Here is a 22,977-nt window from a genome sequence, read left to right on the forward strand (position 1 = left end):
GACCCTCCTAGACGATCGGCTCGTGCACGGTGACGAGCTTCGTTCCGTCCGGGAAGGTCGCCTCGACCTGCACGGAGTCCACCAGGTCCGGCACGCCGTCGAGGACCTGGTCGCGCCTGAGCACCGACCGCCCGCTCGCGGCCAAATCGCTGACGGTGCGTCCGTCGCGGGCACCTTCGAGCACGTGCTCGGTGATCAACGCGACGGCCTCCGGGTGGTTCAGCCGGACCCCACGCTCAAGCCGCCGCCGCGCGACGTCCGCCGCCACGTGGACCAGCAACTTGTCCCGCTCCTGCGGACTGAGGTGCATGTGCCAGGTCTACCACCGCCCCGGCGAGCCCACCGGGTTCGGAAACACAGCGTTAACCTGCGCTCGCGCGAACGGTCCGCTCGAGGGTGGCTTCGTCGAGGAAGCTCCGCAACGCTTCCCTGCTCGTGGTCAGGCAGGAGATCTTGCTGTCCAGTTCGGCGATCTGGCAGCGGACCATGTCGGCCAGGATCGCGTCGCACTTGCTGGTCCACGCGCCGGCATCGGCCTGGCGGTCGAGGACGATCTTGATGAACCGGGTCGGCACCCCCGAGGCGCTCAGGTCGCGGATCGTCTCGACCCGGCGCACATCGCTCTCGGTGTAGTCGCGGTAGCCGTTGCGGTGCCGCCCCGGGGTGAGCAGTTCCTGCTCCTCGTAGTAACGCAGCATCCGGTTCGCGACGCCGGTGCGGTCCGCCACCTCGCCGATGCGCATCCGCCCCTCCCGAGGCTTGACCTTCACATCAATGTCAAGGTTTAGCTTACTCCGGTGATCGAAGCGCAACCCCTTCCAGTCCCCGCTCCCCAAGCCAATCGCACGGTGTGGCCCGTGCTCGCGGTGCTCTTCGCCGCGACCTTCGTGACCGTCACCGCGGAGATGCTGCCCTCCGGTCTGCTGCCGGTGCTCAGCCGCGACCTGGCGGTGTCCAGCGGCGCGGTGGGCGCGCTCGTGAGCGGGTGGGCGATCACGGTCGCCGTCGTCGGGATCCCGCTCGTGCGCATGACCATGAAGATCCCCGCCACGGTGCTGTTGGCCGCGACCCTCGCCGTGCTGGCGGTGGCCAACCTGGTGACCGCGTTCGCGCCGGACTTCGCCGTGGCCCTGGCCGGACGCGTCCTCGCCGCCGCGGCCCACGGTCTGTTCTGGGCGCGCGTCGTCGCGTACGTGGCCGCGGCGGTCGAGCCCGCCAAGCTCGGCCGCGCGTTGGCGATCGTGTTGTCCGGACCGACCGTCGCGGGCCTCGCCGGCCTGCCCGCCGCCACGTTCGTCGCCGGGCACACCGGCTGGCGCGCGGTCTTCGCGGGGCTCTCGGTGCTCTTCCTGCTGACCGGGCTCGTGCTGTGGCTGGTCCTGGCCCGCCGTCCCGCACCGCAAGCAGCCCCGCAACCGGCCGGGACACGGGACCACAGCGCACGCCGCGTGCTGCGGGTGGCGATCGCCGGAAGCCTGGTCCTGGTCGGGCACTTCGCAGTGTTCACCTACGTCGCCGCGCTCGTCACCGGCCTCGGTGGCTTCACGACCGCCGACGTGCCCGTGCTGCTGCTGGTCTTCGGCGTCGCGGGCGGGCTCGGCACCCTCGTCTCCGGCACCGCCACCGACCGGTTCCCCACCGCCGCGGTCGCCGCCGCCGCGGCACTGGTGGTGTTCGGCCTCGCGCTGCTGGCGCTGGGCGGCGACCGGCCGGTGCTGTTCACGGCCGGGGTCGCGGTGTGGGGCTTGGCGATCGGCGCCTTCCCGCCGATCTTGCAGGCCCGCGTGTTGCGGGTGTCGACCCCCGCGTTCCGCCCCCTCGCCGGCGGCATCGTGATCACCGTGCTCAACCTCGGGATCGCGGCTGGAGCAGCGGTCGGCGGGATCATCCTGAGCCACGGCCAAACCACGCTCACCGTGGTCGCGATGGCGGCCGCCGCCGCGGGGACGCTCGCCCTCGCCGTCCACGGCCGCCGCGCCGAGTAGCCGGCCGCGGTCGTGTGTGGGGATCAGCGCGCGGCCGGCGCCGCGGCGGTGCGCAGTTCCCGGATCAGTTCGCGGACCGCGGCGGATCGGCGGCTGCCCGCCGTGGTGACGTGCACGAGGCGGCGGGTCGGTGGCTGGTCGTCCACCGGGGTCACGGTGACGCGTGCGGGCTGCGTCGTGAGGGTGAGCCGCGGCAGGATGGCCATGCCGATGCCTTGCGCCACCATGGAAAGCGCGACGCCGTCGTCGGCCACGGTGACGGTCGCGGCCGGCAGCCAGTCCTGCCGCGCCCACCACGCGCGGGCGTAGGACGAGCAGTTCTCGGCCCAGTCGATCAACGGCAGTTGCCGCGGCGAGCGGTGCCCGGCGGGACTCACGAACAGGTACGGCTCGACCATGAGCTCGTCCGCGAGCAGACCCGCAGGTGCGGTCGCGTCTTCGGCGAGGGTCGCGATGGCCAGGTCGGCGTGGCCGTCGGCGACCTCGCCCGCTGTGCCCCGGCCCAGTTCCGGGACGATCTGCACCTGCGGGCTCAACCCGGGGTAGCGCTTGGTGAGCCGCTCGAGCGCGGGCGGCAGCAAGTGCGCGGCGGCGCTGCGGAACGCGGCGATGCGCAGCGGCCCGGTCACGGTGCCCGCCGCCGCGTCTCTCGCCTCGCGGCGCAACAGGTCGAGCTGGCGCAGGATCTGGCGCGCGTGCACCAGTACCCGCACACCGGCCGGGGTCGCCCGCGCGCCGGTGCGGCCGCGCTCGAACAGCACCGTGCCGACCTTGGTTTCACAGGTCCGCACGGCGTGCGACACCGCGGACTGGGACAGGCCGACCGCGGCACCGGCGGCGGTGAAGCTGCCCATGCGGTCGATGGCCACCAGCAGGCGGAGTTCCTGCGGCGTGAGGTCGCTGTCCACGGCGTCACGGTAGAGCTGGTCCACCCGATCCATGAGCGGGTCTCATGGATCGGGATGATCGATCGACACCACGCTCTGCCCGGCGCCGCTCCTGGCGACCTACCGTGCGGCGACATCCAGCCGAGGAGAAGCCGTGGCCAGCACGTACACCGCCGTCCGCCAGGTCCGCCGCCCGCACCGCGCACCGAGTCCCGACGACTTCACCTTCGTCACCGGGCCCGTGCCCGACCCGGCCGACGGTCAGGTTGTCGTGCGCAATCTGTATCTCTCCGTCGACCCCTACATGCGTGAACTGATGGACGAGGGCGGCTGGGAGCGGGGTTTCGGGCTGGAGGGCCGCGCCCTCGGCCGGGTGATCGCCTCGGCCGCGCCCGCATTGCCGGTGGGCGCCACGGTCTTCCACCGCGACGGCTGGAGCACGCACGCGGTGCTCGACGCGGCCGACGCGCGACCGGTCGACCCGCCGGACGGGATCGGCCTCAGCGCCTACCTCGGTCTGCTCGGCGGCACCGGCCTCACCGCGTACGTCGGGCTGACCAAGATCGCGCAACTGCGGCCGGGCGAGGACCTGTTCATCTCCTCGGCCGCGGGCGGGGTGGGCAGCGCGGCCGGTCAACTCGCCCGGCTGCTCGGCGCCGGCCGGGTCGTCGGCAGCGCCGGGTCGCCTGGGAAGGTCGAGCACCTCACCGGCCGGCTCGGCTTCGACGCGGCTTTCGACCACCACGCGGGGCCGATCGCCGAGCAGCTGAAAGCCGTTGCGCCGCAAGGCATCGACGTGTACTTCGACAACGTCGGCGGCGACCACCTGGCGGCCGCGATCGGCGCGCTGCGCAAGCACGGCCGGGTCGCGTGGTGCGGTGCGATCGCCCAGTACAACAACCCGGACGACCCGCCGGCCGCGCCCGCGAACCTCTACGACGTGGTCCACAAGGCGTTGCGGATCGAGGGATTCCTGGTGCGCGACCACCTGGAAGTGCGACCGGAATTCGAGCAGTTCGTCATCCCGCACCTGCTCGCCGGCCGGGTCTTCTCCGACGAGACCGTGGTGGACGGGTTCGAGCGGATCGTCGAGGCATTCCTCGGCATGCTGCGCGGCAGCAACACCGGCAAGACGCTGGTGCGCCTCGACTGACGGACGACGTGGGGCTCGTGTGTCGGTGCGACAGAGCGCGTGACCGAATCGTCGGTTGATACGGTGCCGGGCGTGGGCCTGCACAATTCGGCAAACGCCGAGTCGGCGCCGGCCAGCACCTGACGCTGATTGGTGAAATGGGGAGTTGCCCTGGGCACCTGATCCGGCGGGGGCATCGACTTCGCGTAGAAATGCACGCCACCGTGAATGACGCCGGCCTGCACAAGTTGCCGCTGTTGTCCCCGGCCTTGTTGGTCACGTCCTTGCTACGGTCATCGAAGACGAGTCGACCTGGGAGGCCCTCAAATGCCCGAGCCCGTGCTGGTGTCCATTGCCGCAGCATTGGCGACCAAAGCTGTCTCGTCGCTCTACGACATGGTCAAGAAGCGGTTCGAACAGCGCGCCGAGGCACGCGCGGCGCTCGAGGCCGCAACGGCGGCACCCCAGGACGAGCAGGCCGTGCATGCCCTCGCCGAGCGATTGGCCGTGGAGGAAACCGCGGACCCGGAGTTCAGCAGGGCGCTGCGTGCGGAATGGGCCAAGGTCAGCGTCGAACAGCGCGCCGACCGCGGTGGTGTCACCAACCAGGTAACCGGTGAGGTGTCAGGCAAGGTCGTGCAGGCCCGTGACATCCACGGCGACGTCAGCTTCTAGCGCTCCACCCCTCCGCTGTTTGGCCGCAGGTTCGGCCGACCAGCGGAATATCAGTCACCGGAGGCCGGGTCCCTGAGGATGCCGTCGAGCAGGTTGCGCACCGCGGCCCGTACTTCGATCCGTGCGGCTGAAGGATCTTCGGCAACGGCAACCACCATGGCGGCTTCGTCGATCGCGGCGAGCAACAGCGCCGCGAGTGGCCGCACCGGTTGCGGCGTCAACTGACCGGCGTCGATCGCGCCGGCCAAGAGCTGTTCCGTAATACCCAGGCCGTAGCGCTGGTTGAGTTCGCGGAACCCGGCCGGGCCAAGCACGACCGGAGCGTCGAGCAGCACGATCTGACGGACCTCCGGCTCGGCCGCGATCTCCAGCCAAGCATTCGCGGCGGCGTGCATCGCCTCGGCCGGCGAGGCCGGACGGGCGGCGGCCACCGCGGTCGACAGCCGCCGCATCGCGTCCGCCTCCACCGCTTCGATCACGGCCGCGAACAAGGCTGCCTTGTCGGCGTACTGGTGATACATCGCGCCACGCGTCACGCCCGCCGCCGTGGCAATCTCCGGCGTGCCGACCGCCGCGTAGCCGCGCTCAGCCCAGAGCTTGCGCGCAGCCGCGACCAGCGCGGCCTGGGTTGCAGCCGAGCGTTCGGGTTGGGTTCTGGACATTTACATGCAGCCTGTTGGTAAGGTTGCGGACAGGCTGTACGTAACTTCGATCGGAGAAGGCTCCATGTCAACCATCATGCTGGATTCCGGGACGCTCCATTATGAAGAGACGGGACCCGCCGACGGCCGGCCGGTGGTGTTCGTCCACGGCTACGCCATGGGCGGCTCGCTGTGGCGGCCGTTGGCTCAGCGGTTGGCCGATCGAGGGATGCGGTGCATCGTGCCGACCTGGCCGCTCGGGGCGCACCCCGAAGCGATGCGCCCCGGCGCCGATCTGACCATGAGCGGCGTCGCCGGCATGATCACCCCACTGCTCGACGCCCTCGACCTCGACGACGTCGTGCTCACCGGCAGCGACACCGGCGGCGCACTCGTCCAGATCGTCGCCGGTACCCAGCCGGACCGCGTCGGGGCACTCGTGCTGGCCAGTTGCGACGCATTCGAGCACTTCCCGCCACCGATCCTGAGGCCCCTGATCGCGGCTGCGCGGTCCTCGCGACTGTTTCGGATGGCGCTGCTTCCGATGCGCACCCGCACCGCGCGCCGCCGCGCCTTCGGCGACTTGGCGCACGCGGACCTCGAGGACCTCACCCGAGAATGGGTGCAGCCGGCCCTCTCCGACAGCGCCATTGCCGACGACCTGCGACGCTTCACCGCCTCGATGACGCAATCCGTGACGCTGAATGCGGCGGCACGCCTGCCTTCGTTCACCAAGCCCGCGCTCGTCGCCTGGTCCGCCGACGATGCCTTCTTCCCGGTGGAGGACGGCCACCGGCTGGCCAAGACGCTGCCGCACGCACGCTTCGAACTGATCAAGAACGCACGAACCTTCTCGATGATCGACCAACCCGACGTGCTCGCCGATCTGATCAGCGACTTCGTGCGGACCGGCAGCTGAAGGCATTGCCCCTGCGTTCGCAGGCTCCGGCTGGCCGTCAGGTGCGGTCGTGCTTGCCCAGTGCGGCGTCGAGAAGGGCTTGCGCGGTGCGGCGCACCGTTTCGGCGGCTTGGTCGCGGGTCTGGCCGGCGACGTCGCGCAGCCAGATCAAGGCTTCGATACCGGTGGCGGACCGGATGGCCACCGCCAACTGGTGCACGTCGACCCGCGGGTGGCTGAGTTTCACCGGTGCCAGGGCGTCCTCGATCCAGCCGATGGCCCGTCCCCGCCGAAGCACCGGCGGGGTGGCTCCCGGTTCCAGGGACACGTGCAACGCCGTACGCAGCTGCGGTTCCCAGTCGAAGTTGTACCGGGTGAACGCGGCCATGAAGGCGTCCAACCGCTGCTTGATGTCCTCGGGTGCGTCGTCGTCGAGCAGCGTCGCCGGCTGGATCTGCGGTTGCGCCGCCAGGAGCAGGGACCGCTGGTTGGGGAAGTAGCGGTAGGCGGTGGTGCGGGAGATGCCGGCTTGCTGGGCGGCGTCTTCGACCTTCGGCGTCAGGCCCTGCGAGAGCAGTTCGCGGGTGGCCTCGACCAGTGCCTGCCGGGTGCGCGACTTCTGCTCGGTACGGCCGGTTTCTTCATAGCCCATTGCCTTCATGGTACCGTAGTCCCATGGGATTGTAGTCCCATGAACCTTGTCCATCGAAGCGAACCGGGTGAGCAGCATGAGCGTCCAGGACCCCACCGCGACCGACCCGGAGCTCTACAAGGTGATCTTCGAGAACGAGCGGGTCCGGGTCCTGGAGTATCACGACAAGCCAGGCGACAGCACGCATCCGCACCGCCACCCCGACAGCGTCATGGTCACGCTCAGCTCCTTCAGCAGGCGCGTCTCGGCCGACGGCCGGCACGTCGATGTCGAGCTGCCCAGCGGTGAGGCGCGGTGGCTGGGCGCACAAGAACACTCCGGCGAGAACGTCGGCACCACCGACACCCACGCCATCTTCGTGGAACTCAAGGGGGACAGTCCGTCCACAACGGACAGCCTGCTGGGCCCAAGCCCACGTTAGCCAGAAGCTCCGCGCGACCTGGGACCCCGAAGCATCGACGTATCGGTACCGGTGCAGGTCGTGGTGCGGCGGCGCCCGACCACAATGGAGTGTCTAGTGTGTGATGGGTGACGACATCGAGTCCGGCGGCTGTCAGCGGCAGCGGCGCCAAGGTGTTGCCCGTCGACCAATATGTGGCTGCACTGCCCCGCAAACGCATGGCCGCAGGCGTGCTGTTCTGGTGCGGCACGAACCGGGTCCTGCTCGTTGAACCGTCGTACAAGCCGAACTGGGAGATCCCGGGCGGAGCAGTCGAGCCGGACGAGTCGCCTTGGACGACGGCTGCCCGCGAGGTCGCCGAGGAACTGGGATGGGACCGTCCACTGGGACGGCTGCTCGTGGTGGACTACGTACGCCCCCAAGACTCACGCCCGGAGGGCGTCGTCTTCGTCTTCGATGGTGGCCCGCTGACCGACCAGGACGTGGGCGGACTCGACTTCGCCGACGGCGAGATCGTGTCGGCAAGCCTCCGCACGATCGAAGAGGCCAGGACCAAGGTCAAACCTCTACTGGCCGATCGGCTCGAGGCCGCCCTCGCCGCCCTCGCCGAGGGCGTGACCGTCTTGTGCGAGCAAGGCAGGCGTATCAGCTGATCCGGACACGCCGCGAGGTGTTGGGACGGCAGCAGCCGGTGCCGTGTGCTGCTTGCCTGCTGCGCGGTACAGGCTGTCATGGATGCCGTCGGCGTACAGCAGCCCGTTGAGGTCACGTCGGATCTTCGCGACCTGGCAGTCTGCACGGAATCCGGCCGCTCCGAGCAAGAGCACCAGCTCAGCGGCGACCTGATTGGCCACGTCGATGCCGTGCGCCTTCATCGCGGCACCCCACCGCTCCGCGTCGATCTGGCCTGACTCGGCTAGCTGAGCAGCCAGGATCGTGCCGAGCAGCGCGGTGACAACCTGGATATGAGCGCGCCCAACGGTCACCAGAGCGGAATCCCTAAGTCGTGGAACACCACCTGCTGTGCGCCGCTCGACCAGAGCGTCGGTGACCGTGTCGAACACCGCAGCCGCGCCGCCCAAAGCCGTAGCCGTGACCAGGGGCCGGTAGGCAGCGAAGTGCTGCCTCAGCAGTGCCATTCCGTCACCGTTCAGAACGTCTTCGGGGTGCACTTGGACGCAGTCGAGTTCGAGGACTCCCCAGCTCCACCCGGCAAGGCCGGCCGGCGCAACGGGATAGCGACGCAAACCGGGATCCGCAGCGTCCACTGTGGCCGCTGCCAGGCGTCCATCGGGAGCACGGAAGAAGACGACGAAGACGGCCGCTTCGGTCAACCGGCTTATCCAGGTCTTGCGACCTGAAACCAGCCAAGTTCCGTCGCAGGCAACCTGCGCTTGAGCGCGTATGGCAGCTGGTCGTGAGCCGCCATGCTGTTCCGTCATCGCGATTCCAGCGAGTTCTCCGGCAGCGAGCCGGGGTAGCCATCGCGCGCAAGTGGAGGCGCTGCCGTGGCGCGCGATGAGCGCGCCATGACCCATACCTATGGCGTCACGCAGGTCGATATCGCGGTAACCACAGGCGAATTGCGTCAGCACCTGGACAGGAGATGGGGCATCGACAAGGTCGTAATGCACCAGACCTGAACGGATTTTCCGGAGTCTGCGGCTTCGTTCTGGGCCGGGCACGAGGTCCGGATCGACCGGATGTTCGGCGAGCAGGACATCCAAGGACGAAGTCAACATCCTCAGTTGTTTCCAGCCGACAGCCACCATGGGTTCCAGAGGTTCGAGCCAAGGTTTCAGGACGTCGACCAATCTGGAACGCATCGTCATGCCCGCCCCTGCACTCGTGCGGGGTGCCCATAGGCCAACGCTCCGGCGGGGATGTCGCGGGTGACGAGGGAACCCGCGCCGACCAGGGCGTGCGCACCGATTGTCACCGACGCCAGCACGACCGAACCGCTGCCGACCTTCGCACCGAAGTCGAACCGAGGCGCGGCCAAGACCGATCGGCGGCTCGGATCCCGCCACGTCAACGTCTTGTCGTTGATCGTGCGCACCCCGGCGCCGAGGAAGACCCGGTCCGCCAAGAGGGTGTCGCTGGTGATGTGCGAACCCGGTGAACACCTGACATCCCGTCCGATGCGCGCGGCCCGCTCGATCGTCAGGTGGTGCCCGAGCTGGGTGTCCGCACCAACCCGCACGGCGGTGCGGAGCAAGCAATGATGTCCGACCACGGTGTTGACACCCACTTGGACGTCGGCGTAGATCACCGCACCCGCACGAACCACGGCGCCCGCAGCAACATGAACGCCACCACCGACACCCGGGTGGATCCGCCCGACGGCATAACCGAGCTCGGGCTGGCCGACGACGGTGTGGTCCTCGACGACAGCTTGCACGCCGATCGTCGTTCCGCCGTGCACGACCGCGAACCGGCCGATCACCGCGCCGGCGTGAATCGTGATCGGGCGTGATTCCCCCAGTTCATCGACTGGAACGAACACCGCGTACCGGCTGATCGCGACGTTCTCGTCAGCACGCAGAAGACCGGCATCGTCCAGCTCAGCGGCAGTCATTTCCCGAGCCACGATCTTTCCTCGCGGCGACGAAATAGCGGAACTGGTCACGGTGTCCTCCTGGGGAGCGGACGTGGACGGTGGTCGTTGCCGTAGCGCTTCCAAGGACACGATGAGCAGCGTCAATTGACCAGTGGGTTTGCGAGGTACGACATCAGATTTGCACGCTATGCAAGAGCGATGGCACTCACAGTGATTGCCGGTTATGCTGACAGGCCTGGCCCGAACAAGGAGCGCGGGATGCGGCCGAACCCTGCGATCTGGCACAGCGACGCGGTTCTCGCCGCCGTGAACTCAGGCGACGCTGGGGCGATAATTCGGGCCGTTCGCCTCGCCAAGCATCAGACGCTTGCGGACTTGGCCGCGCTTTGCGGTTACTCGGTATCGACGTTGTCCCGGCTCGAGCGGGGCAAGCAACCGTTGCGTGATGTGGCGGTGCTGCGCAGTCTCGTCGATGCGCTTGACATTCCTCCGTCGCTGCTCGGTTTGGCCGACACTCCACCACGATCCGTGCACAGCAGCCGACCCGCCGCTATGGTCACCGTCATCCTGCCGCGGGATGAGGAGATCGATCCGATGCGTCGTCGTACGTTGCTGGCTGGATTGACCGGACTGGCCGGCTCGGCGGTATGCGGCATCCGGCCAGCATCGGCATCACCGATCACCGATCCGATTCGCGCGCTGGAACATGCTCTTCTCACGCCGCCGGCCAGCGGAATCCCTACGGGACTGGCACAGCTTCACGAGCAGTTGGCTGCGACACGCGAGGTCTTCCAACAAGGCCGCTACACCGACGTCGCAACGAGCCTCCTCCGGCTGCTGCCCACCGCGCATGCCACCCGGCACGAAGTCAGCGGCGACGAGGCCATCGTCGCGGCCGACAGGCATCTGTCCGACTTGTACACCCTAACCGCCGAACTGATGGTCAAGATCGGCAACGACCCACTCGCGTGGACCACGGCCGATCGAGCAATGCAAGCCGCTCACGCCACCGACGACATCCTGACGCACGCCAGTGCTAGCCGGACTTGGGCAATCGTGCTTCGCCGCGCGGGCCGCGCCGACACCGCTCAAAATCTCGTCGTCGACACCGCGGCGATGCTCCAGCCACACCTGCACCGCGGACCCGAGCACCTGTCCGTGTACGGGTCGTTGTTGTCAACCGCCGCCTACACCGCTGCGGTCGACGGGCACCGCGAAGATGCCCACACCTTGATAGGTGAAGCAGTCCAGGCGGCCAACCGGCTGGGCGTCGACGCCAACCACAGGTTCACCGCCTTCGGTCCCACCGGCGTGGACCTCTACCGGATCAGCATCGCCCGTGTCCTCGGCGACTCCGGCACGGCGGTAGAAACAGCCCGCGGTATCGACCCGCGTGCAATCCACCAAGTCGAACGTCTGGCCCGCTATTGGTCCGATGTTGCTCGTTCGTTCTACCAATGGGACAAGCCGGAACAGTGCTACCGAGCTCTGCTCCGCGCCGAACACGCATCCCCCGACGAAGTTCGCTACCGCAAGCCCATCCAGCACATCACGATGAGCCTCTTGCGCCAGCCCACAGCCAAGTCGATGCCCGGCATCCAAGCATTTGCACGACGCAACGGCGTACCCGTCGCATAGCGGCCAGCGCCTGCTTGCTGGGCGGAAGTGCATGCGTGATCGGTCCATTGTTCGTACACGCCGTGTACCGAGTGCCTTTTGACTACACGAACGCCTCGGAGATCCATCGCCCTCGCGTCGTCCGAAGACTTTGACGGCCGGCCTGGTCGCGTGCTCACCGTGCTTGGCATCGGCTTGCACGCCACCGGGCCGGCCGCCTTCCGTCGCCACGAGTTCGTGGCTCGCCAGAGCGGGCGTCTCGGGTCAGTGAATTTGGACGTTGCCGCCGTCGAGGGTTTCAGCGAATCCGGCCGTGTAACCGTTGGCGAGGATCAACTCGAAGCGGTCGGCGCTGCCTGGTTCGCCTGCGTCGACCAGGTGCAGACGGAACGAATACACCGCATCGCCGACCGTGGCGTGACCGAAGATGTAGGCATCGGTCCCGGACACCGAAATGCCCGTGATGTCGGAGGTATGAAGACGTATGCCGCTCGCGTGGTCGTTGAACTCCAGCGTGCCCCTGGGGCCGTCGGTGCGCTGCATGAACTCGAAGCCCGCGGTGGCGAACCCGCCGGGCACCAGGATGCGCACCCCACCGGTGATCTTGCCGGGCTGGGACGTGACGAACACCGGCGTGATCGTGGCCGCTCCGCATTCGGGCACGGTCACCGTTTTGACGATGGCAAAGCTGCCGTTGATCGACGTGAGGTCCGGATCCGTGGTGAACACCCCGTCCGGCAACGTCAACGTCACCCGATAGGTGCCCGGCAGCAGGTTCGCGATGGTCGCGGTGCCGGATGCGGTGCGGGGCACCGGCGGGTCGTTGGTGAGGATGCCGGGCACGGTCACCTCGTCGACGCGAGTGGCAACTCCGTCCGGCGCGGTCACGCTGATCACGCCGAGGCACACGTTGCCGAAGTCGGCCCCGTCGACCACCTGGCCGCTGGTGACAGTCACCGTGCGAGTGCCAGTACCTGGCGCGGTCTGCCGCCAACCGTCGCGCGCCTGCTCCTGCACGGTGTACGTGCCCGGGCGCAACCCGCCGAAGCCGTAGTTGCCGTCGGTCCGAGTGGTCGCGCTGGCCCCGTTGCTCAAGGTGATTGTCCAATCGGCGATCCCGGGATCTCCGGTACCGGAGCCATCGGCACCGTGGTCGTCGAACTTGCGCCCCTCGACGGTCGCCGGCCGGTAGTTCCCGAAGTCGCGCCCGGCGAAGTTCTTGTCGGCGACGCCGTACCCGATCGGGACCGCGTCCGGGGCGTGTGACTGAACCCAGCCCGGCTGGCTGTGTTCGGCGACCGCGTATGTGCCGGCCCTGATGGGGAGGCGGTCGGCGTCGAGCGCGAAGCGGTAGCCACCGTCGGTGCCGGTGGTGGTCGTGGCTACCACGGTGCCGTCGTAAACGAGGTCGATTTGCCAGCCGGCGAGCCCCGGTTCGCCCGCCTCGCGTGCACCGTCGCCGTTGAGGTCCTCGTACTTGGTACCGCTGATCGTCGGAACCGGCCCGGCGCCACTGTGGTTCCAGTTGCCGCAGGCGTCACCGATGAACGCACCGTTCCACAACTTGACGTGGACCTGACCGGAGGCGACCTCAGCGGCCACCGTCTGGACTCCCGAGTGAATGTTGGCCTCGGGGCACAGGCCGCCGCCGTTGTCGTCGCACCCGTTCCAGATTTCGTTCGGTGGGTCGATCGCCACGATCGGAGCCCAGTACATGAAGTTCTTGTCGAACCCGTGCCCCGTGTAGAAGTCGGTCAGTTGCGGCGAAGCGAATTGTTCTTGGGTGATCGCACCCGATCCGGGGTCGAAAATGTAGGAGTACCGGTAGGGGTTCGCCCCCAGCATGTTGTCCTCGTTGGGCCACAACACCGTCGCTGAAGCCGGGGTGGTGAACCCGACCACGGCGAGCACGACTCCGGCGAAAATTACCAACGGGCCACGAAGCTTGGTCATTGTTCCTTGCGACATGCCGCGCCCTTCTGAGTCAGATCAGACTTTCTTCAGATCGTCGATGTTATTGAGGCCGCGGTTACCGGCACGGCGATGAATGACCGCTAATTGTCCAGGACATCTCGTCGGCGGTCGTCTCCACCTCTGGCTGACGGAGTCGCCCTTCGAGGAACCTCTTACCGCGCCACCGGTTCGGCTACTGCCGGCTTGATGGCTTCTTCGGCGAACTCGCGGAACGTGGTGGGCGTGGTGTTCCCGGTGGTGCGTGGCACGGTGTTGTTGATGCCGCGTTCGGCGGCGAGGTCCATGTCCAGCACCGATTGCGCCATCGCCGCGGAGAAGCCGCGGCTGACGAGGAACTGTTCCACGGCAACGCGATCGCCCATCTCGAACGACCTGATCGGGCTCGTCATCCACCCCACGCTGCCACGCCTGTTGTTCGGTATCGACCCGTCTACGGACGAGCTGCCGGAGGAGACCCACCTCGCGGCGGACATCGACCTCGACCGGATCCGGCGTCTCGTCAGCACTGTGATTCCTTGAACCCCGGCTTCGAGCGCCTACTGCGGTCGAGCCAGGATGTCGCGGGCGGAGCGGGGTTCGCGGCCGAGCAGGGTGGTCAGCAACGGGTCGGTGCCGGCGAAGAAGCCCTTTTCGGCCGCCTGGTACATGCCGAGGGTGAAGCGTGCCATCTGCTCCGGTTGGCCGGTGGCGACCTGGGCGGCGACCCATTCGTCGGGGTCGACGACAGCGATGCGGATGTCGCGGCCGGTGAGGTCCGAGGCGGTCTCGGCGAGGTCGGCGAAGGTGGGGGCCGCATTGGCGGTGATCGTGGTCGGGCCCTCGTAAGCGTGGTTCGAGGTCAGGATGATCGCCGCGGCTTCGGCGGCGTCCTCGCGCGCGGTCCACGACACCGGGCCATCGGCGGGAACGGTCACGACGCCGGTTTCCCGCCACGGGCCGGCGAGCCAGGCGAGGCTGTGCGCGTAGAAGCCGTTGCGCAGCGACGTCCAGGGCACCCCTGAATCGGCGAGTAGCCGCTCCGTCGCGGCGTGGACCACCGCCGGCCGGAACGGGGAATCGGCCGCGGCGCCTTGGTGGCTGGTGTACAGGATGCGCCCGACGCCCGCTGCCGAGGCGGCCGAGATCGCCGCGCGGTGCAGGCTCACCGCGTCGGCGCCGGGGTCGTTCGACGAAACCAGCAGCACTTGGTCGGCGCCCGCCAAAGCGGCAGGCAGCGACGCGGGGTCGGCGTAGTCGCCGTGGCGCACCTCGACGCCACGCTCGGCGAACCGCACGGCCTTCGCGGCATCGCGGACGGCGACGCCGAGCTCGCCGGCCGGGACCCGGTCGAGGAGGTGCTCGACGGTCGCGCCGTTCAGTGCGCCGGTCGCACCGGTGACGATGATCAACGTGGTCACCCTTCGTTGCTATCAGTGGAATCGGATTGACGGTAACACCGATACAACGGGGATAACAAGCTGGCGCTATCATCGGTAACATGGTGGAGGCGAGCAGCGAGACCAGGACCGACGCACGGGCACGAATCGTGGAGGTGGCGGCACGGCTGCTGCGCGAGCAGGGCCCGGCGGCCGTCACCACCCGTGGCGTCGCCGAGGCCGCCGGGATGCAGGCCCCCGCCATCTACCGCCTCTTCGGGGACAAGGACGGCCTGCTCGAAGCCGTGGCCGAACACGTCATGGCCGCGTACGTCGCCACCAAGGCCGCCACCGTCGAGGCCGCTGCGGCCGAGGACGTCGATCCGCTGGCCGACCTGCGCGCGGGCTGGCGCACCCAGATCGACTTCGGACTGGCCAACCCGGCGGTCTTCCGCCTGCTCAGCGATCCCGACCGGGTGCGGCACTCCCCCGCGGCGCAGTCCGGCCGACGGGTCCTCGAGTCACGCGTCCGCCGCGTCGCGGCCACCGGACGGCTGCGGGTCAGCGAACGGCGAGCCGTCGAGCTCATCCACGCGGCGGGCGTCGGGGCGATCCAGACCCTGCTCGCCACCCCGCCGCAGCACCGCGACCCCGAACTCGCCGACGCCCTCTACGACGCCGTGTTGCGCCACATCCTCACCGACGCCGCCCCACGCCGGCAGGACGACCGAGCCGCCGCGACGATCGCCTTCCGGGCGGTCGCCGCCGAGCTGAAAACCCTTACCGACGCGGAAAGGCGACTCCTCACCGAATGGCTGGACCGCGTCATCGAGGCCTTCTGACGGTGAGAGTGCATCTATCGGGCAGCTGACTGGAACACGTCGTAGGTCCGCTGATCGAACAACACCATGCGCACGACGACGATCCCTGGCATTTCCTTTGTCGTCTGAGTGATCGCGGTCAAGGCGATCTCCGCGGCGGACTCGACCGGCCAGCGGTAGACCCCGGTGGAGATGGCGGGGAAGGCGATGCTGCGCGCTTCGAGGCCGGCGGCGACGTGCATCGAGTTGCGGTAGCAGTCGGCCAGCAGGTGGGAACGGTCCTCGGTCGACGGCCAGACAGGTCCGACCGTGTGCACGACCCAGCGAGCACGCAGCCGTCCGGCGGTCGTGGCCACGGCCTGCCCCGTCTTGAGCCCGCCGCCGTAGTGCCCGGCCCGCAGCTTTCGGCACTCCGCCAGGATCTCCGGGCCGCCCTTGCGGTGGATGGCGCCATCCACGCCGCCGCCACCGAGCAGGGAAGAGTTCGCCGCGTTCACGATGACGTCGACATCCTGCTCGGTGATGTCGCCCAGGACGAGTTCGATGAGGTCCACGTTCGGCATTGTCCGGTCCGGGCGACTTGAAGGTCGATCGAAATCTCGGGCGCCGAGCACGACCGGGATCAAGTGGATCTCCAGTTCGTCGAGCAGCCCCGCGCGAAACAGCGACTGCGCGAGGGTGGCGCCGTGCACCAGCACGTTCCGGTCTCCGGCGCGGCGGGCGGCGGCTGTTCGGCGCGGACCACGTCGAGCTGGAGCTGACCCGCGTGCTCAACGCACCCGACGTCACGCACATGCGATATCGCGTGGCGGCATGAATGGCGCGCTCGCCGAAGTCCATGGCGGCGGTAACGATGGTCATGAATGCCTCGATGACCGGTTGACACATCTTTGCCATTGGCTTGGGGGGAATCGCAGTGTTGCGACGTATCGGTGCCGGTTTGCTCGTGCTGGTGGCCGCCGGCTCGATGACCGCGTGCGGCAAGAGCGCCAACGGCGGGTCGGCCGGTGGTGACCGGCTCGCGGTGCAGCACGTCACGTTCGGTCAGTTGATCCAGGCGATGGCGGGCAAGACGAAGGCCGACTGGAGCGCGCACACCGCGGGCACGATCACCGTCGACGGCGCGGGGCAGAACGTGGCCATCAAGTTCACGGGCGACTCCAAGAAAACCGCCGGCAGCCTGCAGATGCAGGCCGAGTACGCCATCGACTCGGGGACCGAGCAGCTGACCATGTCGATGGTGATCGACGGCCACGTGGCGTACCTGAAGCTGCCGGCGAACGCGGGCGTGCCCGCGAACAAGCCGTGGGTCAAGATCAGTCCGGACGGGACGGACCAGCTGTCGAAGCAGCTCGGACCGCAGCTCGAGCAGATCGAGCGGTCCGCGGATCCCCGGCAGGCCGTGAGCTACCTGCAGGACAACGACGCTGTGACGATCAAGGGCGTGCGGCCGGACCAGGTCGGCGGAACCGCGGCCGACCGCTACGACGTGGCCATCGACGTGACGAAGTTGCTCGCCAGCAACCACGTCACGCTGACCGACCAGCAGCGCCAAGCCGTCACCGCGGCAGGCATCAAGAGCCTTGACGAGTCGGTCTGGATCAGCAGGGACAGCCTCCCGCTGCGCGTGACGATGGATCAGCCGGTCGGCGCCAAGGCCTTCGTGAAGATGAACATGGAGTTCACCGACTGGGGCAAGAAGGTCACCATCTCGGCCCCGTCGTCCGACGAGATCACGGCCCTGCCCGGCGGCTGAGCAAGGCGACCATCTCGTCGTTTCCGTGGTACCGGGCGGCGCCGAGTGCCGTGGCGTGGAAGCACGGCTCGGTGACGCGGAGGTCCGGGTCCTTGGTGAGCAGGAACTCGACCACGTCGCGGCGGGCGTGGGCGGCGGCCCAGATCAGCGCGTACTCGACGACCAGGGCCGGCACCAGCTCCGGACCGTGGGCACCGATCCGTTGCAGCGGCGCGACAGTTGTGCGCAGGCCACCGTCCGCGCCGAAGTACCGCCGGACCTCGTCGAGGTCGCCGAGGGCCGCCGCGAAGCAGAGGTTGTCCACGCGGGCACCACATCCGGCGAGCGCCTCCGCGGCTTTGGTGTGCCCGGACAAGATCGCGGTCCACAGTGGAAGGCCGTCGTCGTCGATCCCGTCCACTCGGGCACCGGCGTCGCACAGCGCCTCGACGAGGGCGGCCTGCACGCCGGCGACCGCCGGGTGGACCGACGACACGAGCAGGCACAACGCCGTCGTGCCACTCCCTGCGCCGTAGCTCTCACAGGTGGCGTCCGAGTCGGCGCCCCGCTCGAGCAACAACCGCAGGACGTCGACCGCGTTCGTCGGCGACCGGAGCTGGCGTTCGCGTTCGATCCCGTTCGCCGCCACGTGGTGCACCAACGTCTGCCGGTGCGGGAAGGGCGAACGCATCGTTGCCAGTGCGGGCTGCGCGTCCAGCAGCCGGCGCAGCGTGTCGAGGTCGCCCGCGTGGACGGCGTCCGCGGCGGCCTCGAACCGGGTGTCCACGATGTCGTGCCCGTGGGCGAGCGCGTCCGTCCAGTCCGCGTACCAGTGATCCTTGGCGATGGCCAACCGCGCCGGCTCGACGCCGAGCCGATCGCCTTGGGCGGGCGGCGGCACGTCGGCGAAGCGGAGCACCTCGATCGCCACCTCGTCGCCGCGAACAACGGCGCCACGCAACAACTCGACCTGCAGCGCCAACCACCGTCCGAGCTCCACCCTTGGAGCCGGGAAGCTCGGAGTCAGGACACCCGGCGTCGGCATCGCCCCGGTCATGACCCGAACTTCGTCCATTCTCCTTCGGAGATCACCTCGACGGCGCCGTCGACGACCTTGATGGCCGTCTGTTCGTCGATGGCGTAGGCGGGACCCTCGATGTCGGCCGCCCACCGCTGCGCATCGGCCGGGGAATTGGTCGGAAAAGCGTTGAGGTGCGGGAAGATCGAGAAGTCGACGACGCCCAGCGTGCGGTCGTCCGGCGCGTCCGCCCACTCGACGAAGTACGCGCCGATCCGCGGCGTCATCACCATGCTCCCGGCGCTCACCCCGACCCAGACCAAGTCGGGCAGCGACGGCAGCAGCTCGGCCAGCCCGGACTCCCGCATCCAGTGGCACAGGTAGGTCGCGTCGCCGCCGTCGACGAGGAGCACGTCAGCCTCCCGGAGCCAGGGCACCCAACGCTGCGCGCCGATGGTGGGCAGCGCGGTGAGTTCGAGAACGCCGAGCGACGCCCAGCCCAGGCCGGAGAAATGCCGCCACGTGGGCTCGGCGGCCACGAAGCCGCGCACCGAGGCCGGGCCGCACATCGGGTGACCCCACTGCGCGGTCGGCACGCACAGGGCGCGGCACTCGGCGATCGGCTTGCCTAGCAGCTGCACGAGCGCCGAGTGGATGCTCGGGTTCGTGACGCCGCCCGAGGTGAGCAGCAGCTTCACCGGTTCCTCCGGGTTGACGCGCGGTCTGAAGATCAGGGTCGAGCCGGCTCAGCGTAGTTCGCGCACCCGTTTGGAGTTCTTCAGATCGCCGACGCGATGGCGCGACGCCCGCCCTTCGGCATGGGCGGGCGTCGCGAGATCGCCGGGGTCAGCTGGTGAGCTGGACCAGGGCCAGTTCTCCGGTGCCGCCGCTGGTCGCGGTGCCCAGGGTCACGTAGAACGAACTCGGACCGGCGACCGCCACGCCGCCCGGGTTGCGCAGTCCGGCGCTCGCCAGCGTGGTGTGGGACCCGTCGCGCTCGACTCGGACCAGGGCGCCGTCGCGGGTCACGTCGAAGGGGTTGTTGGTGCTCGTCTGCAGCACCACCAGCCGGCCCTGCGGGTCGAAGGTCAAGTCGATGATGTTGGTGAATCCCTGCGCGTAGATCGTCGCGGGCTGGCCGGGCACGACGCGGTAGACCCGGGCTTCGCCCGTGTACCACGGCGCTCCGGTGAGTTCACCGACGTAGAACGCGCCATCGGGCCCCTGCATCACCGTGGTGGGCACCGATTCGATCGTGTCGGTCGGGTCCGCCGCCGGCTGGCGGGCCGGGAACTGCGCCAGTTCGCTGATCGCTCCGTTCGGGCGCACCAGCAGGAGGTCGTTGCCCCGCGAATCCGGTCCGCCCGCGTTGGCGACCACCGTCCCGTACGGGCCGGTCTGGATGCCGTAGGGATCGGACTCGATGTGCCCCGGGAAGTACTGGTCCTCGAAGGCGGTCACGTCACCGCGCGGGACGACTTTGCCCGCGTGGTTGATCGTCACGACCTGTCCCATTGTCGCGGCATCCGGACCAAGTGAATCGCGATACGCCTTGGTGCCCAGCAACCCGAACACCGCGGTCAATTTGTCACCGGTGATCGCCAAATCGTGCAAACCAATGACCACGGACAGCCCGTTCTGGATTCCGGCCGAGGGCAGTCCCGTGACGATCCTGCGCCCTTGGGCACTCCGTTCGGAGTATTCGAAGACCGAACCCGTCAGGCCCAAGCAGAACGGCAGGCCGCGCTCGGCGAAACCACACGGACCGGTGTCCCCTGCGAGCACCCCTGCCTCGGCGACCAGCACCCGGTTGCGCCGCTGGTCGTACACCACGCCGCGAGGAGCGTTCAAACCCGTTGCCACCACACGGATGGTGCTGGCGTTCGTTTGTTCTCCCTGGGCGTTCGCCGTGGCCGGCAGCCCGATCGCGAAAACCAGCACGGCGATCAGCAACACTCTCATCGATCTTCGCAACGTGGTCATGTATTCGCCTCACGATTCCGGTCCACACCAACCAAACAGGCGATGCACCGTATCGCCGTTTCCCGGCAACCCGCACCACCGAATGGCGCCACTTCACCGCGCATTCAGCCGTTCGGCCAAGCAAAACAGTGACAAACGCACAGAAATGGATCCGTCGAAGAATCGAGCGGCGGGTCACGCACCCGGGTCGAGCCGGATGTCCTCCCACGCAACCTCGTGGGTTCCGCGGTTCAGCAGCTCGACGATGCGCTGGATCAGCCACGGGCCGTCGAAGCCGGGTCGTGAATAGCCCATCAGCCTGCCCTCGTGCCCCGGCGTGACGAGGGCAGCGCGCACGACGTAGCACTCGTCGGTCGGTGTGGTGAGCAGCTCGGTGATCCGCCCGAGCGGGCGGCCGCCGCGGTCGTAGGCCTGACGGCCGATGAGGTCACTCGCTCGCATGGCCTGCTCCGGGGATCCGGCCGATCAGGTTGTCCCGCAACCACTTCTCCAGCGGGGGTGTCTCGAACAGCTCCTTGCGCAACCCGACGATCACCTCGCTGTCGACCTTGGTGACGTGTTCGAACGGGATGCGCAGCGGCTGCGGGCGGCCTTCGGGGTGCAGCCGGGTGGCGACCGCGGCCAGCCAGCGGCCGACCGCGCCCTTGAGGCGTTCACCGAGCACGTGCTGGCCGACCAGCAGCGCGGCGATGCGGAGCTCGCCCTGGTCGCCGACCTCGAGTTCGACGTCGTCGACCTTGCCGATCTTGGCGCCGGCCGGGTCGACGATCTGCCGGTCGAGCAGATGGAAGTCGATGCGCAGGGGGTCCGGTCCGTCCGGTGTCGTGGTCATTTGCCCGCTCCGGTGATGATGAGCAGCGGGATCGCCGCGATCGCCGCGATGAGGATGATGATCAGGAACAGCACGCCGAGCGCGTTGCGGATCTTGCCGTTGACCTGGTCACCGAGGTACTCGCGGTCGTTGGCGACCAGGAGGATCGGCAGGTAGGTCAGAGGCAGCACGACCGCCGAGAAGATCAGGGAGTACTCGGTGATCTGCACCGGGTCCAGCGTGGTCAGGAGCATGACGGCGCCGATGACGATGCTGACGAGGATGACCGTGTGGAAGCGGGCGTCCCGCTTGGGCGCCACCGACTTGCCCCACTGCCAGCCGAAGTACTGCGCCACCGTGTACCCGGCCGAGAGCCCGGTTTCCATGGCGGCGCCGAAGGTGACCGCGAAGACGCCGAGGATGACCACGGCAAGGCCGATCTTGCCCAACCCGATCGCCACCGGCAGCACCGCCTGGCTCACGTTGCTGACGTTCACCATCGCGGGTTCGAACACCACCGACGAGCAGACCATGATCGCGATGGCGAGCAGCCCGCCGAGGGGGAAGCCGACGAAGACGTTTACCCGCGAGGTCACGAGGTCGGAGCGGTTCCAGCGCTCCTCGACGCCGCCGGAGGAGAAGAAGAACACCTCGTACGGCGTCAGCGCCGAGGCGAACAGCGCCACCGCGAAGTACCCGTAGGTCATCCAGTTCTCGGTGTCCGGTGGCGCGGCGGTCAGCTCACCGCCCACCTTCGACCAGTCGGTGTTGAGCGCGAAGGCCGCGACCACGAACACGATGAGCGCCAGGCCCATCAGGCCGAAGACCTGCTCGAGGGTGTCGAACTTGACCCGCCACAGCACCACCCACAACACGAACGCCACGACCGGCACCCACAGCAGGTAGTTCACGCTCGTGGCCAGGTGCAGTGCGATCGCGACACCGCCGAGCTCCGCGCCCAGGGTCAGCAGGGTGACCAGGTACGAGCCGACGAGCGTGACCATCGCCATCCGCGCGCCGAGCCGTTCGCGGATCAGGTCGAACACCGGCCGGTGGCTGACCGCCACCACCCGCCCGGCCATCTCGGCGAACACGCAGATGCCGATCACGCCGAGCACGACCACCCACAGCAGGCGGGTCCCGAACCGTGCGCCTGCCTGCGAATTCGCGACGAGGTCACCGATGTCGACGAACCCGCCGATCGCGGTGAGGACGCCGAGGGTGACACCCAGGACCTTCTTCCCCGCCCCGCCGCTCATGAATTGAGCTCCGCCCGCGTGGCCTCGGTGAACTTCTGCAGCCGGCTGCCGACCTCGTCGAGGCGGTGCACTACGCCCTCGATCGCCTGGTGCCGCGCGTTGTCATCCTCGATGCCGGTGGCGGCGTCCGCGGCGCCGATCGAGGTGATCGCCTCGTCGAGCAGGCCCGAGAGGCGCTTCTGCACCGCGGCCGCGGTCGGATCCGGCACTTCCTCACCGGCGAGGTCGCTCGCCGACGTCGACACGTTGTACCGCGCCTGCCAGAGCACTGTGGACAGATAGGGGTCGTACGTCTTGCCCGCGAGATCCGCCTGCAGCGCGAGGCTGACCGTGCGGACCTCGCTTTGCGTGTCCTGGGCCGTTTTCACCGCCGTGTTGCGGTAGTCGTCCGTGTCGGAAGGCATCAGCGCGAACACCGCCACGACCGCGAGCACGACGATGGCGACCGCGGCCGTGATCGTCGCACCCTTGTGCGCACGCCACCACGTCATGACGGTGATCTACCCGTTTCCACCGGGAAATACACCGCCGGACGGCAACGATTCACGTAGTGGCGCCGCCATTGCGGTGGCCT

27 protein-coding genes and 1 pseudogene are annotated in these 22,977 nt (G+C 68.5%); 9 read left to right on the forward strand and 19 right to left on the reverse strand.

What is annotated here, in order from left to right; all coding sequences use genetic code 11:
- Positions 1–7 precede the first annotated feature (7 nt).
- Both EV186_RS24785 and EV186_RS24790 read right to left on the reverse strand, forming a co-directional pair.
- A complete protein-coding gene (locus EV186_RS24785; protein WP_133851785.1) occupies positions 8–310 on the reverse strand; it encodes an urease subunit gamma in 303 nt (100 codons plus the stop codon).
- A 52-nt stretch (positions 311–362) separates the two neighbouring features.
- Entirely contained in the window at positions 363–743 is a 381-nt protein-coding gene (locus tag EV186_RS24790) for a MerR family transcriptional regulator (protein ID WP_133851786.1), read from the reverse strand.
- 114 nt (positions 744–857) lie between these two features.
- Here EV186_RS24790 and EV186_RS24795 point away from each other — a divergent pair, with 114 nt between their 5' ends.
- Positions 858–1,985, forward strand: coding sequence for an MFS transporter (locus EV186_RS24795; protein ID WP_133851787.1), 1,128 nt, complete (start codon positions 858–860; stop codon positions 1,983–1,985).
- Between the two features lie 23 nt (positions 1,986–2,008).
- Here the strand turns inward: EV186_RS24795 and EV186_RS24800 are convergent, their stop codons facing one another.
- Positions 2,009–2,926, reverse strand: coding sequence for a LysR family transcriptional regulator (locus tag EV186_RS24800; protein ID WP_133851788.1), 918 nt, complete (start codon positions 2,924–2,926; stop codon positions 2,009–2,011).
- A gap of 100 nt (positions 2,927–3,026) precedes the next feature.
- Between EV186_RS24800 and EV186_RS24805 the strand changes: the two genes are divergently transcribed.
- Positions 3,027–4,025 carry an NADP-dependent oxidoreductase gene (locus EV186_RS24805; RefSeq protein ID WP_133851789.1) on the forward strand — a complete coding sequence of 333 codons (999 nt, stop codon included), beginning with the start codon at positions 3,027–3,029 and terminating at the stop codon, positions 4,023–4,025.
- Positions 4,026–4,331: 306 nt separating this feature from the next.
- Positions 4,332–4,679: a hypothetical protein gene (locus tag EV186_RS24810; protein WP_133851790.1), complete on the forward strand. Its 348-nt coding sequence runs from the start codon at positions 4,332–4,334 to the stop codon at positions 4,677–4,679.
- Between the two features lie 50 nt (positions 4,680–4,729).
- Here EV186_RS24810 and EV186_RS24815 read toward each other — a convergent pair whose 3' ends face one another.
- Positions 4,730–5,341, reverse strand: a complete 612-nt coding sequence (locus tag EV186_RS24815) for a TetR/AcrR family transcriptional regulator (protein WP_133851791.1) — start codon at positions 5,339–5,341, stop codon at positions 4,730–4,732.
- 64 nt (positions 5,342–5,405) lie between these two features.
- Here EV186_RS24815 and EV186_RS24820 point away from each other — a divergent pair, with 64 nt between their 5' ends.
- Positions 5,406–6,239 (forward strand): alpha/beta fold hydrolase, encoded by an 834-nt coding sequence (locus EV186_RS24820; protein WP_133851792.1) that lies wholly within the window; start codon positions 5,406–5,408, stop codon positions 6,237–6,239.
- Positions 6,240–6,276: 37 nt separating this feature from the next.
- Here EV186_RS24820 and EV186_RS24825 read toward each other — a convergent pair whose 3' ends face one another.
- Positions 6,277–6,870, reverse strand: a complete 594-nt coding sequence (locus EV186_RS24825; protein WP_133851793.1) for a TetR/AcrR family transcriptional regulator — start codon at positions 6,868–6,870, stop codon at positions 6,277–6,279.
- A gap of 76 nt (positions 6,871–6,946) precedes the next feature.
- Here EV186_RS24825 and EV186_RS24830 point away from each other — a divergent pair, with 76 nt between their 5' ends.
- Positions 6,947–7,291: a cupin domain-containing protein gene (locus EV186_RS24830; RefSeq protein ID WP_133851794.1), complete on the forward strand. Its 345-nt coding sequence runs from the start codon at positions 6,947–6,949 to the stop codon at positions 7,289–7,291.
- Positions 7,292–7,398: 107 nt separating this feature from the next.
- A complete protein-coding gene (locus tag EV186_RS24835; protein WP_243754250.1) occupies positions 7,399–7,923 on the forward strand; it encodes an NUDIX domain-containing protein in 525 nt (174 codons plus the stop codon).
- Here the strand turns inward: EV186_RS24835 and EV186_RS24840 are convergent.
- A complete protein-coding gene (locus tag EV186_RS24840) occupies positions 7,837–9,102 on the reverse strand; it encodes an acyl-CoA dehydrogenase family protein (RefSeq protein ID WP_133851795.1) in 1,266 nt (421 codons plus the stop codon). The genes EV186_RS24835 and EV186_RS24840 overlap by 87 nt on opposite strands.
- Positions 9,099–9,848 carry a hypothetical protein gene (locus EV186_RS40560; protein WP_133851796.1) on the reverse strand — a complete coding sequence of 250 codons (750 nt, stop codon included), beginning with the start codon at positions 9,846–9,848 and terminating at the stop codon, positions 9,099–9,101. Before EV186_RS40560 ends, EV186_RS24840 begins: the two co-directional genes overlap by 4 nt.
- Positions 9,849–10,028: 180 nt before the next feature.
- Between EV186_RS40560 and EV186_RS24850 the strand changes: the two genes are divergently transcribed.
- Complete coding sequence (locus EV186_RS24850) at positions 10,029–11,468, forward strand: helix-turn-helix domain-containing protein (RefSeq protein WP_133851797.1); 1,440 nt, start codon at positions 10,029–10,031, stop codon at positions 11,466–11,468.
- Between the two features lie 243 nt (positions 11,469–11,711).
- Here the strand turns inward: EV186_RS24850 and EV186_RS24855 are convergent, their stop codons facing one another.
- From EV186_RS24855 to EV186_RS24865, 3 genes are all read right to left on the reverse strand, one after another.
- Positions 11,712–13,400, reverse strand: coding sequence for an SdrD B-like domain-containing protein (locus EV186_RS24855; protein WP_166659310.1), 1,689 nt, complete (start codon positions 13,398–13,400; stop codon positions 11,712–11,714).
- 173 nt (positions 13,401–13,573) lie between these two features.
- On the reverse strand, positions 13,574–13,810 hold the full coding sequence (locus tag EV186_RS24860; protein ID WP_243754251.1) for a hypothetical protein: 237 nt from the start codon (positions 13,808–13,810) through the stop codon (positions 13,574–13,576).
- 147 nt (positions 13,811–13,957) lie between these two features.
- Positions 13,958–14,818: an NmrA family NAD(P)-binding protein gene (locus EV186_RS24865; protein ID WP_341815382.1), complete on the reverse strand. Its 861-nt coding sequence runs from the start codon at positions 14,816–14,818 to the stop codon at positions 13,958–13,960.
- 80 nt (positions 14,819–14,898) lie between these two features.
- Here EV186_RS24865 and EV186_RS24870 point away from each other — a divergent pair, with 80 nt between their 5' ends.
- Positions 14,899–15,618 (forward strand): TetR/AcrR family transcriptional regulator, encoded by a 720-nt coding sequence (locus tag EV186_RS24870; protein ID WP_133851799.1) that lies wholly within the window; start codon positions 14,899–14,901, stop codon positions 15,616–15,618.
- Between the two features lie 14 nt (positions 15,619–15,632).
- Here the strand turns inward: EV186_RS24870 and EV186_RS24875 are convergent, their stop codons facing one another.
- Both EV186_RS24875 and EV186_RS40845 read right to left on the reverse strand, forming a co-directional pair.
- On the reverse strand, positions 15,633–16,160 hold the full coding sequence (locus EV186_RS24875; protein ID WP_208115793.1) for an O-acetyl-ADP-ribose deacetylase: 528 nt from the start codon (positions 16,158–16,160) through the stop codon (positions 15,633–15,635).
- A 45-nt stretch (positions 16,161–16,205) separates the two neighbouring features.
- Positions 16,206–16,304, reverse strand: a pseudogene (locus EV186_RS40845) (dihydrofolate reductase family protein); the annotation flags it as partial.
- Between the two features lie 209 nt (positions 16,305–16,513).
- On the opposite strand from EV186_RS40845, the gene EV186_RS24885 reads away from it, so the two are divergent.
- Entirely contained in the window at positions 16,514–17,353 is an 840-nt protein-coding gene (locus tag EV186_RS24885; RefSeq protein WP_133851801.1) for an SCO4651 family lipoprotein, read from the forward strand.
- Here the strand turns inward: EV186_RS24885 and EV186_RS24890 are convergent.
- The 7 genes from EV186_RS24890 to EV186_RS24920 all read right to left on the reverse strand — a co-directional run bounded on the left by EV186_RS24890 (position 17,331) and on the right by EV186_RS24920 (position 22,894).
- Entirely contained in the window at positions 17,331–18,407 is a 1,077-nt protein-coding gene (locus tag EV186_RS24890) for an ankyrin repeat domain-containing protein (protein ID WP_166659311.1), read from the reverse strand. The genes EV186_RS24885 and EV186_RS24890 overlap by 23 nt on opposite strands.
- Positions 18,386–19,048, reverse strand: coding sequence for a Type 1 glutamine amidotransferase-like domain-containing protein (locus EV186_RS24895; protein WP_133851803.1), 663 nt, complete (start codon positions 19,046–19,048; stop codon positions 18,386–18,388). Before EV186_RS24895 ends, EV186_RS24890 begins: the two co-directional genes overlap by 22 nt.
- 148 nt (positions 19,049–19,196) lie before the next feature.
- On the reverse strand, positions 19,197–20,213 hold the full coding sequence (locus EV186_RS24900; protein ID WP_166659312.1) for a ScyD/ScyE family protein: 1,017 nt from the start codon (positions 20,211–20,213) through the stop codon (positions 19,197–19,199).
- Between the two features lie 294 nt (positions 20,214–20,507).
- Complete coding sequence (locus EV186_RS24905; RefSeq protein ID WP_133851805.1) at positions 20,508–20,774, reverse strand: ribosome maturation factor RimM; 267 nt, start codon at positions 20,772–20,774, stop codon at positions 20,508–20,510.
- The gene (locus EV186_RS24910; protein WP_133851806.1) at positions 20,761–21,165 is read right to left on the reverse strand and encodes a PRC-barrel domain-containing protein; all 405 of its coding nucleotides are present in this window, start codon (positions 21,163–21,165) and stop codon (positions 20,761–20,763) included. Before EV186_RS24910 ends, EV186_RS24905 begins: the two co-directional genes overlap by 14 nt.
- Positions 21,162–22,403, reverse strand: a complete 1,242-nt coding sequence (locus tag EV186_RS24915) for an NRAMP family divalent metal transporter (protein ID WP_133851807.1) — start codon at positions 22,401–22,403, stop codon at positions 21,162–21,164. Before EV186_RS24915 ends, EV186_RS24910 begins: the two co-directional genes overlap by 4 nt.
- Positions 22,400–22,894: a hypothetical protein gene (locus EV186_RS24920; RefSeq protein WP_133851808.1), complete on the reverse strand. Its 495-nt coding sequence runs from the start codon at positions 22,892–22,894 to the stop codon at positions 22,400–22,402. The genes EV186_RS24915 and EV186_RS24920 overlap by 4 nt, the downstream gene beginning before the upstream one ends.
- Positions 22,895–22,977: the final 83 nt, after the last annotated feature.

The organism is Labedaea rhizosphaerae, from assembly GCF_004362825.1.
Classification (GTDB): Bacteria; Actinomycetota; Actinomycetes; order Mycobacteriales; family Pseudonocardiaceae; genus Labedaea; species Labedaea rhizosphaerae.